Annotated in this window: 18 protein-coding genes; 1 reads left to right on the forward strand and 17 read right to left on the reverse strand. The window is 42.9% G+C overall.

Features of this window, described 5'->3' with window-relative positions; translation table 11 throughout:
• From WC615_RS11310 to WC615_RS11355, 10 genes are all read right to left on the reverse strand, one after another.
• On the reverse strand, positions 1 to 480 hold a 480-nt coding region (locus tag WC615_RS11310), incomplete at its 3' end, for an NADH-quinone oxidoreductase subunit J (RefSeq protein ID WP_372978205.1).
• Positions 481 to 544: 64 nt separating this feature from the next.
• Entirely contained in the window at positions 545 to 1042 is a 498-nt protein-coding gene (locus WC615_RS11315) for an NADH-quinone oxidoreductase subunit I (protein ID WP_067056857.1), read from the reverse strand.
• A gap of 15 nt (positions 1043 to 1057) precedes the next feature.
• Entirely contained in the window at positions 1058 to 2089 is a 1032-nt protein-coding gene (gene nuoH / locus WC615_RS11320) for an NADH-quinone oxidoreductase subunit NuoH (RefSeq protein ID WP_372978206.1), read from the reverse strand.
• Positions 2089 to 3087, reverse strand: a complete 999-nt coding sequence (locus WC615_RS11325; protein ID WP_372978207.1) for a 2Fe-2S iron-sulfur cluster-binding protein — start codon at positions 3085 to 3087, stop codon at positions 2089 to 2091. The genes nuoH and WC615_RS11325 overlap by 1 nt, the downstream gene beginning before the upstream one ends.
• A gap of 153 nt (positions 3088 to 3240) precedes the next feature.
• Positions 3241 to 4605 (reverse strand): NADH-quinone oxidoreductase subunit NuoF, encoded by a 1365-nt coding sequence (gene nuoF / locus WC615_RS11330; RefSeq protein WP_372978208.1) that lies wholly within the window; start codon positions 4603 to 4605, stop codon positions 3241 to 3243.
• The gene (nuoE, locus tag WC615_RS11335; protein ID WP_372978209.1) at positions 4605 to 5129 is read right to left on the reverse strand and encodes an NADH-quinone oxidoreductase subunit NuoE; all 525 of its coding nucleotides are present in this window, start codon (positions 5127 to 5129) and stop codon (positions 4605 to 4607) included. The genes nuoF and nuoE overlap by 1 nt, the downstream gene beginning before the upstream one ends.
• Complete coding sequence (locus WC615_RS11340; RefSeq protein ID WP_372978210.1) at positions 5122 to 6333, reverse strand: NADH-quinone oxidoreductase subunit D; 1212 nt, start codon at positions 6331 to 6333, stop codon at positions 5122 to 5124. The genes nuoE and WC615_RS11340 overlap by 8 nt, the downstream gene beginning before the upstream one ends.
• Before the next feature lie 5 nt (positions 6334 to 6338).
• Positions 6339 to 6842 carry an NADH-quinone oxidoreductase subunit C gene (locus WC615_RS11345; RefSeq protein ID WP_372978211.1) on the reverse strand — a complete coding sequence of 168 codons (504 nt, stop codon included), beginning with the start codon at positions 6840 to 6842 and terminating at the stop codon, positions 6339 to 6341.
• Positions 6842 to 7384, reverse strand: a complete 543-nt coding sequence (locus tag WC615_RS11350) for an NADH-quinone oxidoreductase subunit B (RefSeq protein ID WP_372978212.1) — start codon at positions 7382 to 7384, stop codon at positions 6842 to 6844. Before WC615_RS11350 ends, WC615_RS11345 begins: the two co-directional genes overlap by 1 nt.
• 117 nt (positions 7385 to 7501) lie before the next feature.
• The gene (locus WC615_RS11355) at positions 7502 to 7873 is read right to left on the reverse strand and encodes an NADH-quinone oxidoreductase subunit A (RefSeq protein WP_191175068.1); all 372 of its coding nucleotides are present in this window, start codon (positions 7871 to 7873) and stop codon (positions 7502 to 7504) included.
• Between the two features lie 227 nt (positions 7874 to 8100).
• Between WC615_RS11355 and WC615_RS11360 the strand changes: the two genes are divergently transcribed.
• Positions 8101 to 8307 (forward strand): hypothetical protein, encoded by a 207-nt coding sequence (locus WC615_RS11360; RefSeq protein WP_372978213.1) that lies wholly within the window; start codon positions 8101 to 8103, stop codon positions 8305 to 8307.
• 55 nt (positions 8308 to 8362) lie between these two features.
• On the opposite strand, the gene WC615_RS11365 is transcribed toward WC615_RS11360, so the two are convergent.
• The 7 genes from WC615_RS11365 to WC615_RS11395 all read right to left on the reverse strand — a co-directional run bounded on the left by WC615_RS11365 (position 8363) and on the right by WC615_RS11395 (position 14192).
• Positions 8363 to 10075 (reverse strand): tetratricopeptide repeat protein, encoded by a 1713-nt coding sequence (locus WC615_RS11365; protein ID WP_372978214.1) that lies wholly within the window; start codon positions 10073 to 10075, stop codon positions 8363 to 8365.
• A gap of 23 nt (positions 10076 to 10098) precedes the next feature.
• Positions 10099 to 11007 carry a PstS family phosphate ABC transporter substrate-binding protein gene (locus WC615_RS11370; RefSeq protein ID WP_372978215.1) on the reverse strand — a complete coding sequence of 303 codons (909 nt, stop codon included), beginning with the start codon at positions 11005 to 11007 and terminating at the stop codon, positions 10099 to 10101.
• On the reverse strand, positions 10997 to 11233 hold the full coding sequence (locus WC615_RS11375; protein ID WP_372978216.1) for a hypothetical protein: 237 nt from the start codon (positions 11231 to 11233) through the stop codon (positions 10997 to 10999). Before WC615_RS11375 ends, WC615_RS11370 begins: the two co-directional genes overlap by 11 nt.
• A gap of 6 nt (positions 11234 to 11239) precedes the next feature.
• Positions 11240 to 12064 (reverse strand): energy transducer TonB, encoded by an 825-nt coding sequence (locus WC615_RS11380; protein ID WP_372978217.1) that lies wholly within the window; start codon positions 12062 to 12064, stop codon positions 11240 to 11242.
• Between the two features lie 35 nt (positions 12065 to 12099).
• Positions 12100 to 12630, reverse strand: coding sequence for an ExbD/TolR family protein (locus WC615_RS11385; RefSeq protein ID WP_372978218.1), 531 nt, complete (start codon positions 12628 to 12630; stop codon positions 12100 to 12102).
• A 6-nt stretch (positions 12631 to 12636) separates the two neighbouring features.
• Complete coding sequence (locus WC615_RS11390) at positions 12637 to 13254, reverse strand: ExbD/TolR family protein (protein WP_372978219.1); 618 nt, start codon at positions 13252 to 13254, stop codon at positions 12637 to 12639.
• 101 nt (positions 13255 to 13355) lie between these two features.
• Positions 13356 to 14192: a MotA/TolQ/ExbB proton channel family protein gene (locus WC615_RS11395; protein ID WP_372978220.1), complete on the reverse strand. Its 837-nt coding sequence runs from the start codon at positions 14190 to 14192 to the stop codon at positions 13356 to 13358.
• Between the last annotated feature and the right edge of the window lie 54 nt (positions 14193 to 14246).

The following is a 14246-nucleotide window of genomic DNA, read 5'->3' on the forward strand; positions in this document are numbered from 1 at the left end:
TTTTGTAGCCACTAGTACCGCGCCAACCATTGCTGATAACAGCAATACCGACGATACCTCAAACGGCAATAAAAACTCGTTGAATAATACTTTACCCAGGTTTTTTACCAGGCCAAGCTCAGGGTTCTTTAACACTACCGGATCAGACACGCCTAAGGATTTTAATGATGATACCAGCGCTACCGCCAATATACCACCGCCAAACACCGCGGCTATCTTCACCATAAATGGCTTAACCGGCTCGCTTTCCTTATTCAGGTTTATCAGCATCAGCGTATATAAAAACAGTACCAGTATAGCACCCATGTAAACAATAAAGTTTACGATGGCCAAAAACTGGGCATTCATTAGTATATAGTGAATGGTGAAAGTAAAAAAGGTAAGTATAAGGTACAGTATGCTATGCACCGGGTTTTTTGCAGAAATAACCAGTATTGAAAAGAATATGGATAAAAACGCGATGAAGTAAAATGTACTCATGTTTATATTTTACAAAATACTTTTGCCCTACTAAAAAGAGTTGGGCAAAGGTATAAAACTTTGGTTATTGATTTAAAGGTGCCTCTACTAATTTGTCTTTACCGTATATAAAATCTTTCCTCAGGTAATCCGAAGGAACGATGTCGCCGTCCAGGTATATCGCTTCTTTAGGGCAGGCCTCTTCGCATAAACCACAAAAAATGCAGCGCAGCATGTTTATCTCGTAAACGGCGGCGTATTTTTCTTCGCGGTATAAGTTTTCTTCACCTTTCTGGCGTTCGGCAGCTTGCATGGTAATAGCCTCGGCCGGGCACGATAGTGCGCAAAGGCCGCAGGCAGTACAACGCTCAGCACCATTCTCATCGCGTTTTAGCGAGTGCATGCCACGGAAGTTTTCAGAAAACTCGCGCTTTTGCTCGGGGTACTGTATAGTAACCGGTTTTTTGAAGAAGTGCTTCATTGTAATGGCCAGGCCGCTTACAATAGCAGGCAGGTAAGCACGCTCTAAAAAGTTGAGCGGTTTAACTGTTAATTGTTTCTTTTTATTACTTAATGATTCCATTTACTACCTCTCAAACTAATTAAGTAAAGTGATTACTACACCGGTAACAACAATATTTGCTATAGCCAATGGTATCAATATTTTCCATCCCAGGTCCATCAACTGATCGTAACGGAAACGCGGGATTGTCCAGCGTACCCACATAAAGAAGAAGATGAACAGGAATATTTTTGCAAAGAATACCGCCGTGCCAATAAGCGGGCCTGCAATAGGGCCAACATGCGCCGCAACCCAATCCATACCCGGGTAATTGTAACCACCAAAATATAAGGTAGCCATTACTGCCGATGAGATGAACATGTTAATATATTCGGCAAACAGGTAAAAACCCAGTTTCATTGACGAGTACTCGGTGTGGTAACCACCAACCAGCTCGGTTTCGCACTCAGGTAAATCGAATGGTGTACGGTTGGTTTCGGCAAAAGCACAGATCAGGAACAGGATAAACCCTACCGGCTGGTAAAGCACGTTCCAGTGCCAGCCGTGTTGCTGCTGTGCAATTTCGCCAAGGCTTAAAGTACCGGTAACCAATAACAGGGCGATGATAGAAAGCCCCATTGAAATTTCGTAGCTGATGTTTTGCGATGCCGCGCGGATAGCGCCCAATAAAGAGTATTTATTGTTTGATGCCCAGCCACCTATCATTACACCATATACACCCAGCGATACAACGCCGAAAATGTACAGGATGCCTACGTTAATATCTGTAACCTGCAACGGGATAACCTTGCCGCCTATCACCATGTTTTGTCCCCATGGTATAACTGCCGAACCGATACATGCGGTAAGGATAGCTAACGAAGGGCCAACGATGAACAGGAATGGTGTTGCGTTGGTTGGGATGATCTCTTCTTTCAAAAACATCTTGCCACCATCGGCCAGTGGCTGTAAAATACCCCACGGACCCGCACGGTTAGGGCCAACCCTATCCTGAAAAAATGCAGCTATCTTGCGCTCGGCATAGGTAGAATACATGGCTATTACCAGGCTTATCAGGAATATAATAATGATGAGGCCAAATTTTATGGCAATGTCTGCTAATTCCATTACAGGCGTGTCTCCCTTTCAAATTGTTCTTTATTCGCTTCAATCAATACCGGGTTGGTTTTCACAACCGGCAGCGGGTGCAGCGTATCATAGTGGTTTGAGCTGATAACAGATTTATGCGATACTTTACGCGGACCTTCTATCACCCAGTCACTGGTTTTCTTTTTATCAAAACGGCAGGTGTTGCAAATAAACTCTTCTGCCTCGCCGTACTCATCTTTACGTGCAGTTACACGAATAACATCCTCGCCTTTATACCATAAGGTAACTTTACCGCAGCATTTAGGGTTCTCGCATTCGCGATGTGCCTCAACTGGTTTGGTGAACCAAACACGGTTTTTAAAGCGGAATGTTTTATCGGTTAATGCGCCTACAGGGCAAACATCAATTACGTTCCCTGAGAAATCGTTATCAACAGCTTTTTGGATGTAGGTTGAAATTTCTGAATGATCGCCGCGGTTCAGGATCCCGTGGATACGGTGATCGGTTATCTGATCGGCGACAAAAACACAACGGTAGCACAGGATGCAGCGCGTCATGTGCAGCTGGATCTTATCACCAATATCAATCTTCTCGAATGTACGGCGGTCAAACTCGTAGCGGGTTTTAGCAGCGCCGTGCTCGTAACCTAAATCTTGCAGGTGGCACTCGCCTGCCTGGTCGCACACCGGGCAATCCAACGGGTGGTTGATCAATAACATCTCTACCACACCTTTACGTGCCTCAATAACTTCGGGCGAAGTGATGTTTTTCACTTCCATACCATCCATTACCGTGGTACGGCAGCTGGCTACCAGTTTTGGCATAGGGCGCGGGTCTTTTTCAGAGCCCTTTGTTACCTGCACCAAACAGGTACGGCATTTACCGCCGCTGTCTTTCAGCTTTGAGTAATAGCACATAGCCGGCGGGACAATGTCACCACCTATCATCCTTGCGGCGTTCAGGATGGTTGTCCCGGCTTCTACTTCAATAGGAAATCCGTCTATTGTAACTTTCATTGACTTATCGTCCTTTTATATTTTCTATCGCCGTTACCGACGATTATTATTCTTGTATGTCATTGCGAGCGTAGCGCGGCAATCTCAGCATCTCCACCTGTCCTATGAGATTGCTTCGTTCCTCGCAATGACATAGTTTATTAGATACTTTTTTTAACTCGCTGCCTCTTCCAATTTAGGAAGCGGATCTGCATAATGCGCAATCCCAAAATTACGGGTTGTTGCTTCATGCGGATGCGTTACATGCCATTCAAACTCGTCCCTGAAGTGGCGGATAGCACTGGCTACAGGCCATGCTGCTGCATCACCCAGCGGACAAATTGTATTACCTTCAATTTTTTTGGATACATCAACCAGCAGGTCCATGTCGCTCATTTTACCGTGGCCGTATTCCAGGCGGTGTAAAACTTTCTCCATCCAGCCGGTACCTTCGCGGCAAGGCGAACATTGTCCGCAGCTTTCATGGTGATAGAACCTGGCAAAGTTCCAGGTGTTGCGTACAATACATTGGTCTTCATCATAGGCGATAAAACCACCTGATCCCATCATTGTACCGCTAACAAAACCACCATCGGCTAATGATTCGTAGCTCATCAGGCGTGGCTCGTTATTTATGGTTTTCATGAACAGGTTAGCCGGTAAAATCGGCACAGATGAACCACCTGCAACAACCGCTTTTAAACGTTTGCCGTTGGCAATACCACCGCAATACTCGTCGCTGTATAAAAATTCTTCAACAGGCAGACCAAGGTCAATTTCGTAAACACCCGGTTTTTTCAGGTTACCACCTGCCGAGATCAGTTTTGTACCTGTACTGCGGCCAATACCCACTTTTGCGTACTCGTCGCCACCTTCGTTGATGATAGGCACAACAGCCGCTATTGATTCAACATTGTTTACCACCGTTGGGCAGCCATACAAACCAGCAATAGCCGGGAACGGAGGTTTTATCCTCGGGTTACCGCGTTTACCTTCAAGCGATTCTAACAAAGCGGTTTCTTCGCCGCAGATGTAAGCGCCACCACCCGGTTGTACATAAAGCTCCAGGTCGTAACCCGTGCCTAAAATATTTTTACCCAAAAAGCCCTTTGCTTTTGCTTCGGCAATGGCTTTTTCAAGGATGCGGATCTGCGGCATCATTTCGCCGCGTACGTATATGAATGATGTTTTTGCCCCCAGCGCGAAACTGGCTACTATCATACCCTCAATTAATAAGTGAGGGATGTAGGTCATCAAATAACGGTCTTTAAAAGTACCGGGTTCAGATTCATCGGCGTTACAAACCAGGTAACGGGCAACACCCTCCGGTTTGGCCAGAAAGCTCCATTTCATCCCGGTAGGGAAACCTGCACCACCACGGCCGCGCAAACCCGATTTTTTAACCTCTTCCACAACTTCATCAGGGGTAAGGGTTTTCAGGGCTTTTTCAACAGCAGCGTAACCACCTTTTGAGCGGTAAACATCAAATGTGTTGATGCCAGGTACGTTTATATGTTCTAAAAGTAATTTACGTGCCATTAGTTGTTCGCCTTTCCTTTTAGGTCACCAATCAGTTTGTCTACAGATTCGGTGGTTAAGTTCTCGTAAAAAGTGTACTCGGGGCCAATTTGCAGCACAGGGCCATAGCCGCAGGCAGCAAGGCATTCAACACCTCTCCAGCTAAATAAGCCGTCGGGGGTAACGTCACCTTCTTTAACACCAAGCGTTTTTTCTATATGCTCCATTATTGGGGTTGCGCCAACAATTTCGCAGGGGCCGGTACGGCAAACCTCAAGCATGTACTTGCCTTGCGGCTTTAAAAAATACATGGTATAAAACGATGCCACCTCGTAAACCTCTATCGGCTGGATAGAAAGATATTCGGCAACTTTATCCATTGCGGGTGCGCTTACCCAGCCAAACTCGGCCTGTACCAAATGCAGTATAGGCAGCAAGGCCGATTTTTGTTTCCCTTCGGGGTAACGGCTCACCACATCAGCAAATTTGCTGAGCAATTCCGGCGAAAATGTTACCGGTGTATTGGTATCCTGTACACTAAGCATCTAACTCTCCGGCTATAACGTTTAAACTACTCATGTTAATAATAGCATCAGATAATAACATCCCCTGGCTCATTGGTGCATACATCTGATAGTTGATAAAGCTTGGCCTGCGGAAATGCAAACGGTATGGCGAGCGGCCACCATCGTTAACCAAATAAAACCCTAACTCACCATTTGCACCTTCAACCGCGTGGTAAACCTCGGCATTGGGGGTTTCTACCTCGCCCATCACTATTTTAAAGTGATAGATCAAAGCTTCCATGTTATTATATACTTCCTCTTTTGGAGGCAGGTAAAACGCCGGCACATCCGCGTGGAATATATCCGACGGTTCTTTTTCTATCTTGTTCAGCGCCTGCTCAATAATGCGCAGGCTCTGCCACATTTCTTCGTTACGTACCAAAAAGCGGTTGTAAACGTCGCCGTTCTCGCCAACCGGCACTTCAAAATCAAAATCTTCGTACGATGAATACGGCTCCATGGCCCTTACATCATAATCAACACCGGTAGCACGTAATATTGGGCCGCTCCAGCTGTAGCTTAAAGCCTGTTCTTTTGTAACTGCTGCTACATCCCTTGTACGGTCAACAAATATACGGTTGCGGTTAAACAGGGCTTCAAACTCGCGCAATACCGGCGGGAACCTCACCAAAAACTTTTTGATCTTGGCAAATGCGATATGGTTAAAGTTACGCTCGAAACCGCCAATGCGGCCAATGTTTGTTGTTAAACGCGAACCGCAGATCTCTTCGTAAATTTCGTAGATCTCTTCGCGGTGCTCCATCATGTAAAGGAAACCCGTAAAGGCGCCTGTATCAACACCCAATACACCGTTACACACAATATGATCTGCTATACGGGCCAGCTCCATGATAATTACACGCATGTAATCAACACGTTTTGGCATTTGTATATTCAGCATCTTTTCAACCGTCATGTGCCAGCCCATGTTGTTTATGGGCGATGAGCAATAGTTCAGGCGGTCGGTAAGTGGTGTTATCTGGTAAAAGGGGCGGTGTTCGGCAATTTTTTCGAATGCGCGGTGAATGTAGCCTATGGTTGATACGCCGCTAACAATACGTTCGCCGTCCATCTGCAAAACATTCTGGAACACACCATGCGTTGCAGGGTGCGTTGGCCCCAGGTTGAGCGTGGAATACTCGGTCTGCGGATCGTTGTCGGTATATACTGGGTGATTCTGCATGTATGTTATCTCCCGAAAAAGTAATCTTTTTTATCAATACGGTTTGGATCTTCCAGCGGGAATTCCTTCCTCATCGGGAATACCGTCATGTCATCAACATTCAGTATCCGGCGCAGGTCGGGGTGCCCGTCAAATATCACCCCGTAAAAGTCGTATGTTTCACGCTCCATCCAGTTGGCGCCATCCCATAGGGTTGTTGCTGTCGGGATGTGCAGGTCTTCTAAAGTAAGGTAAACCTTAATGCGGATACGTGTATTGGTAGTTAAGCTGTGCAGGTGATATATTACACCTATTTGCTTTTCCTGTTCGGGGTAATGGATGGCAGTAATATCTGTTAAATAGATGAACTGTAAAGCCGCATCTGTTTTCAGATAAGCAAGTACATCATGTATCAGCTCTTTACTGGTTTCAACAGTAAGCAGGCCATAATCGGCACCGGTTTGGGTAACCTGGCCGGCAAATTTATCCGTCAGCTTTTGTACAAGCTCTTCGTTTGGTATTTTGCCCATTATTGAATTCCGTATTTAGCCAGTAATTCCTGGTACTTCGGTTCATTGCGCCTGCGCAATGTTTCGGTACGTACCAATTCCTGTATTGCCATAAAACCATCAATAATTGCCTCGGGGCGTGGCGGGCAGCCGGGTACATAAACATCAACAGGGATAACCTCATCAATACCCTGCAAAACAGAGTATGTATCAAATATACCACCGCTTGATGCGCAGGCACCAACAGCCATTACCCAACGGGGCTCGGCCATTTGCAGGTAAACCTGGCGTAAAACCGGACCCATTTTTTTAGATATAGTGCCCATTACCATCAACAGATCGGCCTGGCGTGGCGAAAAGCTTAAACGCTCGGCACCAAACCTGCTCAGATCGTAATGCGAACCCATGGTAGCCATAAATTCGATACCACAGCATGAAGTTGCAAATGGCAGTGGCCATAATGAATTTGCACGAGCTACGCCTATTGCCTTATCAAGCGATGTGGCAAAAAACCCAACTCCTTCTACACCGGCCGGAGCATCAACTATTTGAATATCACTCATTAATTCTTATCAAATAAAATTAACTCATCGGTTAAAACCGATAGGCAAATTTACAATAAATACGTTGTAACAAATACACTATGAAGGTTTCTGAAATATATTTAGAATCAATCTAAACTAATCCCAGTTTAAAGCGCCTTTTTTGATGATGTAGATAAAACCTGCAAGCAGCGTAGCCATAAAGATAAACATCTCTATCATGCCATCCCTGCCCAGATCGCGGAAGTTTACCGCCCATGGGTACATAAAAATCACCTCCACATCAAACAATACAAAAAGTATTGCCACCAGGAAGTATTTAATTGACATTGGCGTTCGGGCGTTACCAATAACCTCAATACCCGACTCGAACGGGGTGAGCTTATCTTTTGTTACGCGTTTAGGGCCTATTTTGTGGGTTACAAACATGGTTGTAACAACAAACCCCAGCGCTACCAGCATCTGGAATATGATTGGCAAATAATTAACCGGTAAACTTTGTAATTCCATGCTGCAAATATACAAATGAGCGCATAATAAAAAAGCCCCTTTTTTGAAGGGAAATCTATTAACCTGTTATTTAGACAGCATCTGCATAATTATCCATTCTGTTCATTTTCAAAAGTTTGATAATAGTTTCAAAAATATTATCCAACTTGTATAAAAGGAGCATGCACTTTAATACATGCCGCCTAAATGCATGGGCGTAATCATGCTAACCAATTAACCTTTATTTTATGAAAAAATTCAACAGACTTAACAGAGATGAAATGAGAAATGTATTAGGTGGATTAAGAAATCCTAATGATCCGCCGGCATGTGAAGATCGGATTTGCATTGGCGGCGGTGGATGTCCCGATGGATGTGGATGTAGCTCAATACCATATAACCCCATACCGGGAGAGGAATCTGATATGGCATACTGTACAAGTTTTTTAGCATAATAAAAGAGCCCCTTTAAAAAAGGGGCTCTTTTATTATTTACTATCAGCTTAAAGGTTATTTACCTTTTGATGCTCCGCCTTTACGTGAGAAGTAAGCTGCAGCAGTTTTATTTGTTGGATCAAATTCTCTGGCTTTAGAGTAATTTTCTAATGCTTTAGCATCGTCCTTTTCTTTATACTCATAATAAACGCCCAAATAGGCATAGGCTTCAGCCATAAAAGCCTTATCGGTATCTTTTACGCCTTTAGCAGTTTGTAACTGAATGTATTGCTCATAAAAAGGTTTTGCTAAACCCTTTGACGTATTTCTATCCGGCTCTTTAAAATCGTTAGCACGAGCTTGATATAATGCAACTATTGGTACAGGTGCACTTGCCTTTTGCTGAATGTGAGCAAATGCAGAATCAGCTTTAACTAATAATGTGGTATCGGGTGTTGGTCTTGGGGTTGCTTTACTATAATATTGGTCTGTAAATGCTTTATAGTAACTTAAGCCTTTTGATAAATAATCATTTAAAGTAGCCTTAGATGATTTTTGTGTATAAGTATTGTAAGCATTCGCTGCTTCGATGTACTTTCCTTGACCATAAAGTGCCTTACCAATTTCAGAATAAACAGCTACGTTGGTAGTGTCTAATTCTATGGCTTTACGTAACGACCCAATACCTAATGAATCCTGTTTTGATTCGATCTGTATACGGCCCAGGTAAACGTAATCACGTGGGATAATACGTTTTGGATCTGCTTTAGTTATCCAGGTATTCATTGCAGTTAATGCAGCAGGATAATCTTTATTTTCGTAAGCAGCGTAAGCCAGGTAACGGTAAACTTTTAAGTTACCATTAGCAGCGCCTGCTAATGCAGCAGCTTCTGTTTGTAAGGTTTTAAAATCACCAGACAGTAACAAGAAGTCGGCATAACGCATACGCGATTCAACAGACAGATCTGTTAATGACAGGTATTTTTTATACTGGTCTGTTGCTTCTTTAATTTTAGCAGATGCCATTTTAGGATCGGCAAAGGCCCAACGTACGTCTGTTTCTGCCCACTCGCGGTAAGCAGGGCCGTAGTTAGGGTCGATAGCCAAGGCAGCTTTAAACTCAGTTTCTGAGCTTTCAAAGTTGTTGGCATATTTCCAGATAACACCAGTTGCTACTTTAGCATGTGCCAGCTTAGGGTCAAGATCCAAAGCTGCCTGGTAGTTACCCAAGGCATCGGTGTTCTTGCTTTGTGTACGTAAAGCATCACCTAAAGCCACTAAAATCTCAGCATCTTTAGGGTTAATGGTTTTACCTTTCGTTAATACCGCAATAGCAGCGTTTGCATCTGCCGCAGGTACTTTACCATCAACATCGTTCAACAGGTAAGCTTCGCCTACGTATAAATACGGTTTGCTATCCTTACCGGCCAGGGCTACTGCCTGGTTAAAGTTTGTAGTAGCGGTTGCCCTGTCTTTATCAACAAAAGCGGCAGCCCCTAAACCCGCATAGTTTAAGGCCGATTTTGGGTTTACAGCAATACCTTTTTGAAACACTGCTTTTGCAGAATCGGGGTATTCCTGAAGGATGTACACCCAACCCAGGTAAAAGAAGTTTTCATCCTTATTAGCCTGTGTTACCGTTAAATTTTTAAGCATCGATTTGGCTTTCTGAAACTGCTCCGCATCAATCGCTTTCTTGGCATCGGCTAAACTCTGCGCAAAAACCGATGATGAGCCTACAAGGGTCAGAGCCAGTACTATCTTACTTATCTTACTGATCATTTTCATCTTAGTTTCTAAATTATGTATAGTTAGTGTGTTATGTTTATTTCCCTTGAGGGGATAGAATCAGGCAATAAGCCCGATTTTAGTATTATTCTTTGTCCGCGTTCGCTGGCTAAAAATGATGCAAAGCCTGCGGCTAATCCTTTTCTGCCTGTGCAGTCTATTACATATAACGACCTGCTTAACGGATACGTATGTTGGACAAGCGTTGTCTGCGAAGGTTTAAAGTATTCGTTAGGGTTGGTTTTACTGCCCTCATCCTTAACACCTACAATTTTAACTTTATCAACAGCCTCAGCGTAGTCCTTATCCGGGTCGTTTAGCCAGTTAAAGCCGGTTATGCCTATTGCATCGGGGTGCGTGCTAACGTACCTTATAACCTCTTTACTTGAACTTAACGCATAAATATTTTTCTGCTTAAACTCTTTGCTTCCTGATAAGGTCTTCAAATACCTTACCAAACTTGAGTTGGGGTTGTCAAATACAATATTTTTATTGGTTTTTGACTGCCCGTTCAGCATCTTTTTAATTTCGCCAACCGAAATTGTGGTATCATTCGACGCCTGGTTTACAATTATCGCTACCGCATCTATTGCAAATTTATTCACGTCGGGAACCAGTGCGCGCCTTTTTAGTACACCAAGCTCGGTAGTATCTAAATTACGCGATAGTATAATTAGCCTTGTTTTATCGTTCATTAAACTGTTTACCACCTCAGCTTCGGGCTTGTAAGTAATTACCGGTTTAGCTTCAGGATAAATAGCCTTAAAAACATACAACTCTTCATCTATTATAGGCGAAAACGATTCATCGCCCTCAAATTTTGCGGTGCCCGATGTAAAACCATCAAGCGGTGCATTTTTTTTGGTGTTTTGCTGGCAGCTTTGTAAAGCCGCTAAAACAGTAACCCCTAATAACAACTGTTTAAACTTCATTTTCATTAGGGTCCTTCCTTAAATAACGCGCAAAGCGTAAAACTGCATAAACTATTACAACACAACCAAATATGGTTTTTTGCGGCTTTGGTAATTGTCCCAGGAAACTATTCCAGAATATAATGAGCAGGCCAAATACCAACAGGCCAATAAATGCAGTAACTCCTAAAATAAGCAAAAACCGCCTTTTGGGCGATTTTTGCTTCTCATTGTTATTTGATAACATTAATTTTTAATCTTGCGCCAAAGCGAAGGATACTGGTACACTATATTGTACACGTACCGGGCGACCATTCTGGATACCTGGTTTCCATTTCGGAGACGCTTTTAAAGCGCGCATTGCTTCTTCATCACAACCGCTGCCTATACCTCTAACAACCTTAATATCTGTTAAAGAACCGTCTCTTTCAACTACGAACTGTACAATTACACGTCCCTGTACGTTGTTTTCCCTTGCAATAGCAGGGTAACGGATTGCCTTTGAAAGGTATTTGTTAAAGCCTGACTCACCACCCGGGAAGGTTGGCACTTGCTCAACCGCCGTGAAGATCTGGTTAGGGTTTTCTTCAACTACCTGTTTAACATCGGCGTTACCTACCGGCTCATCAATTGTGATAGCAGCGTTAGGGTCACCCTTCTGGTCTTTTGGACCCGGATCGGCAACTTCCAACTCTTTTACGGTCGGCGGTTCTTTTTCGCGTACCTCGTTATCTGGCTTTACAACCGGAGGTGGGAAACGTACCTGATCTACCTTTGGTTTAGGCGGCTCTGGTGGCGGTGGCGGTGGTTTTACCTCTTCGTTCACCGGCGGTGGTGGTAAAACCACTTCGGTTACTTTTACTTTCTCATCAGCTTTGGGTATAAACCCATCTATTGCATTGAGTATTGTTTTAAAGGATATAAGTAAAACAAATGCTGCTACGCCAATTAAAAGGGCCTTGTTTGTATTACGAGGGTTATCCTTTCTTAATTCGTATGCACCATATTTTTTGTTACGGCCTGCAAAAACAACGTCAATCCATTGCTGGTTAAGTATGTCTAATTTTGATCCAAACATTATCTTATAACGTTAATTTTTTACTTTAATAGTTCTTAATAATTCCCGTCACGTTTAAGCAACTCAATCTCAGCAGGTAAAATATCTACAATCGCGAAAGATTCTATTTTGGTTATAGCCATCTCATCAAGCGCGTCAACCAAATTTTTATAATTTGATTTATCGCTTGGCTTAATTAGCACAACCATATATTTACCTGTACTTGCTTGTATTTCCTTACCTTTTTCAATCAGGGTTTTGCGTAATCCGTCCTTACCGTAATTAATAGTTTCGGGGGCCGATTTTCCGGGCTCACCTATAAACCATTCCACTTTATTGTTAGAACCAAGTAGAATAGTCATTGATCGCGAAGCGGCAACCGGTAACTGGTCTTTTTGATTTTCGTCCTTGCGGGGCATGGTCACATCCATCGCTTTCGGTTTAGAAAGCGTGGTGGTCATGATAAAGAACGTGATCAATAAGAAAGCCAAATCCACCATCGCAGTTAAATCTACGCGTGTTGAAGCTTTTTTACTTCTTACTTTGCCGCCCTTTTTACCCCCGCCGGAGGTGTCTAATTCTGCCATTGTATATTATTTTTTAGGTTCGTTTTTAACTGCTGTTATAAAGCTAAACTTATCGATTCTTTGTCTTTGAAAAATACCGATTATCTTTTTGATAGTAGGGTATTCTTCTTTGTTATCCCCTTTAACAGATATCCTTAACGGCTTATTATGCAATGAGGCAACGGCTTTGCGCGATTCGCGTATCCAGTCGGCAAGCTCATTATTGGCCGTAGTATCATTAGGGATACCGGGTTGCTTAAATGCTTTACGCTTGTCGGCATCTAAATTAAGATACGCCTGCAGTTGGTTCATAGGCACGCCAAGAACTGGCAAACCTGAAAACACCTGCTTCTGCTGGGCAGTAAATGGGATATTATATTTTTCGCCCATTTGCTCAAGCGTTTGTTTGCGTATATCTGTACCTTCTACCGTATAGAAAACCTTTCCCTGGCCAACGGTCAATAAAAGCACGTTTTCTTCAGGAAGCGGTATTTCCGCAGTTGAAGCCGGTACATCTATAGGTACAGGATCTTCGGTACGGGGTTTTGCTGTTAATATAAAGAAAGTAAGCAACAGGAAAGCTACGTCGCACATGGCGGTCATATCTATAGCAGTGCTCTTCCTTGCAACTTTTACTCTTGGCATATTCTGTTTAATTTAAAATATATAATGTAAAGATAGTTAATTATTGTAATTATCCAAATTATATTCTGTTATAACGGATAAAAGCAAACTATATTTTACAATTATTTATTTTTGTGTGAAGCCGAGAATGTTTGAACGATGCTGAAACCAGTCTCATCGATAGCGTAAGTCAGTTTATCAATTTTTGATGTAAATACGTTGTACATAACAATTGATACAGCTGAAGTACCGATACCTAATGCAGTATTGATAAGTGCTTCAGAAATGTGAGTTGAAAGTTCTGATTGGTTTGGAGCACCAGATGCACCCAATGTAGCGAACGCACCGATCATACCGATTACCGTACCTAACAGACCGGTTAATGTACCGATTGATACCAAAGTAGCGATGATAGTTAAGTTTTGCTCTAACATTGGCATTTCTAAAGCTGTTGCTTCTTCAATGTCTTTTTGGATAGCTAATGCTTTTTGATCAACATCCATAGTTTGGTCACCTTCCATTTCGCGGTATTTTTTCAAACCTGATTTGATAACGTTTGCTACAGAACCTTTTTGTTTGTCGCACTCAGCGTTAGCGCCTTCGATGTTACCAGCGTTAAGGAAAGATTGGATCTTTCTAACGAAAGCGTCTACATTACCTGTACCTGATGCTTTACCAATAACAATAAACCTTTCAATTGAAAAAACGATAACCATTAACAGGTATGACATAATGATAGGTACAATTACCCCACCTTTATGTACAGTACCAAATAAATCGCCCGGGTTTGGATCATTTGCCGGATCACCGCCTTTAAAGTGGCTTGGGTGGCCCAAAATGAAAATGAATATTAAAATTGCCGCAACTATACAGATAGGAATGGTCAAAGTTGCAAATGCGCCTGATGCACTTGAGCTTTCTTTTACTTGAGTAGTTGGTTTTGTTGGTGCGTTTGCCATTACTTTTTAAATTTTAGTTTTCGTTTTGTTTATAATATAAGTTAATAAAAAATG

Source organism: Mucilaginibacter sp. (assembly GCF_041663085.1).
In the GTDB taxonomy this organism is placed as follows: domain Bacteria; phylum Bacteroidota; class Bacteroidia; order Sphingobacteriales; family Sphingobacteriaceae; genus Mucilaginibacter.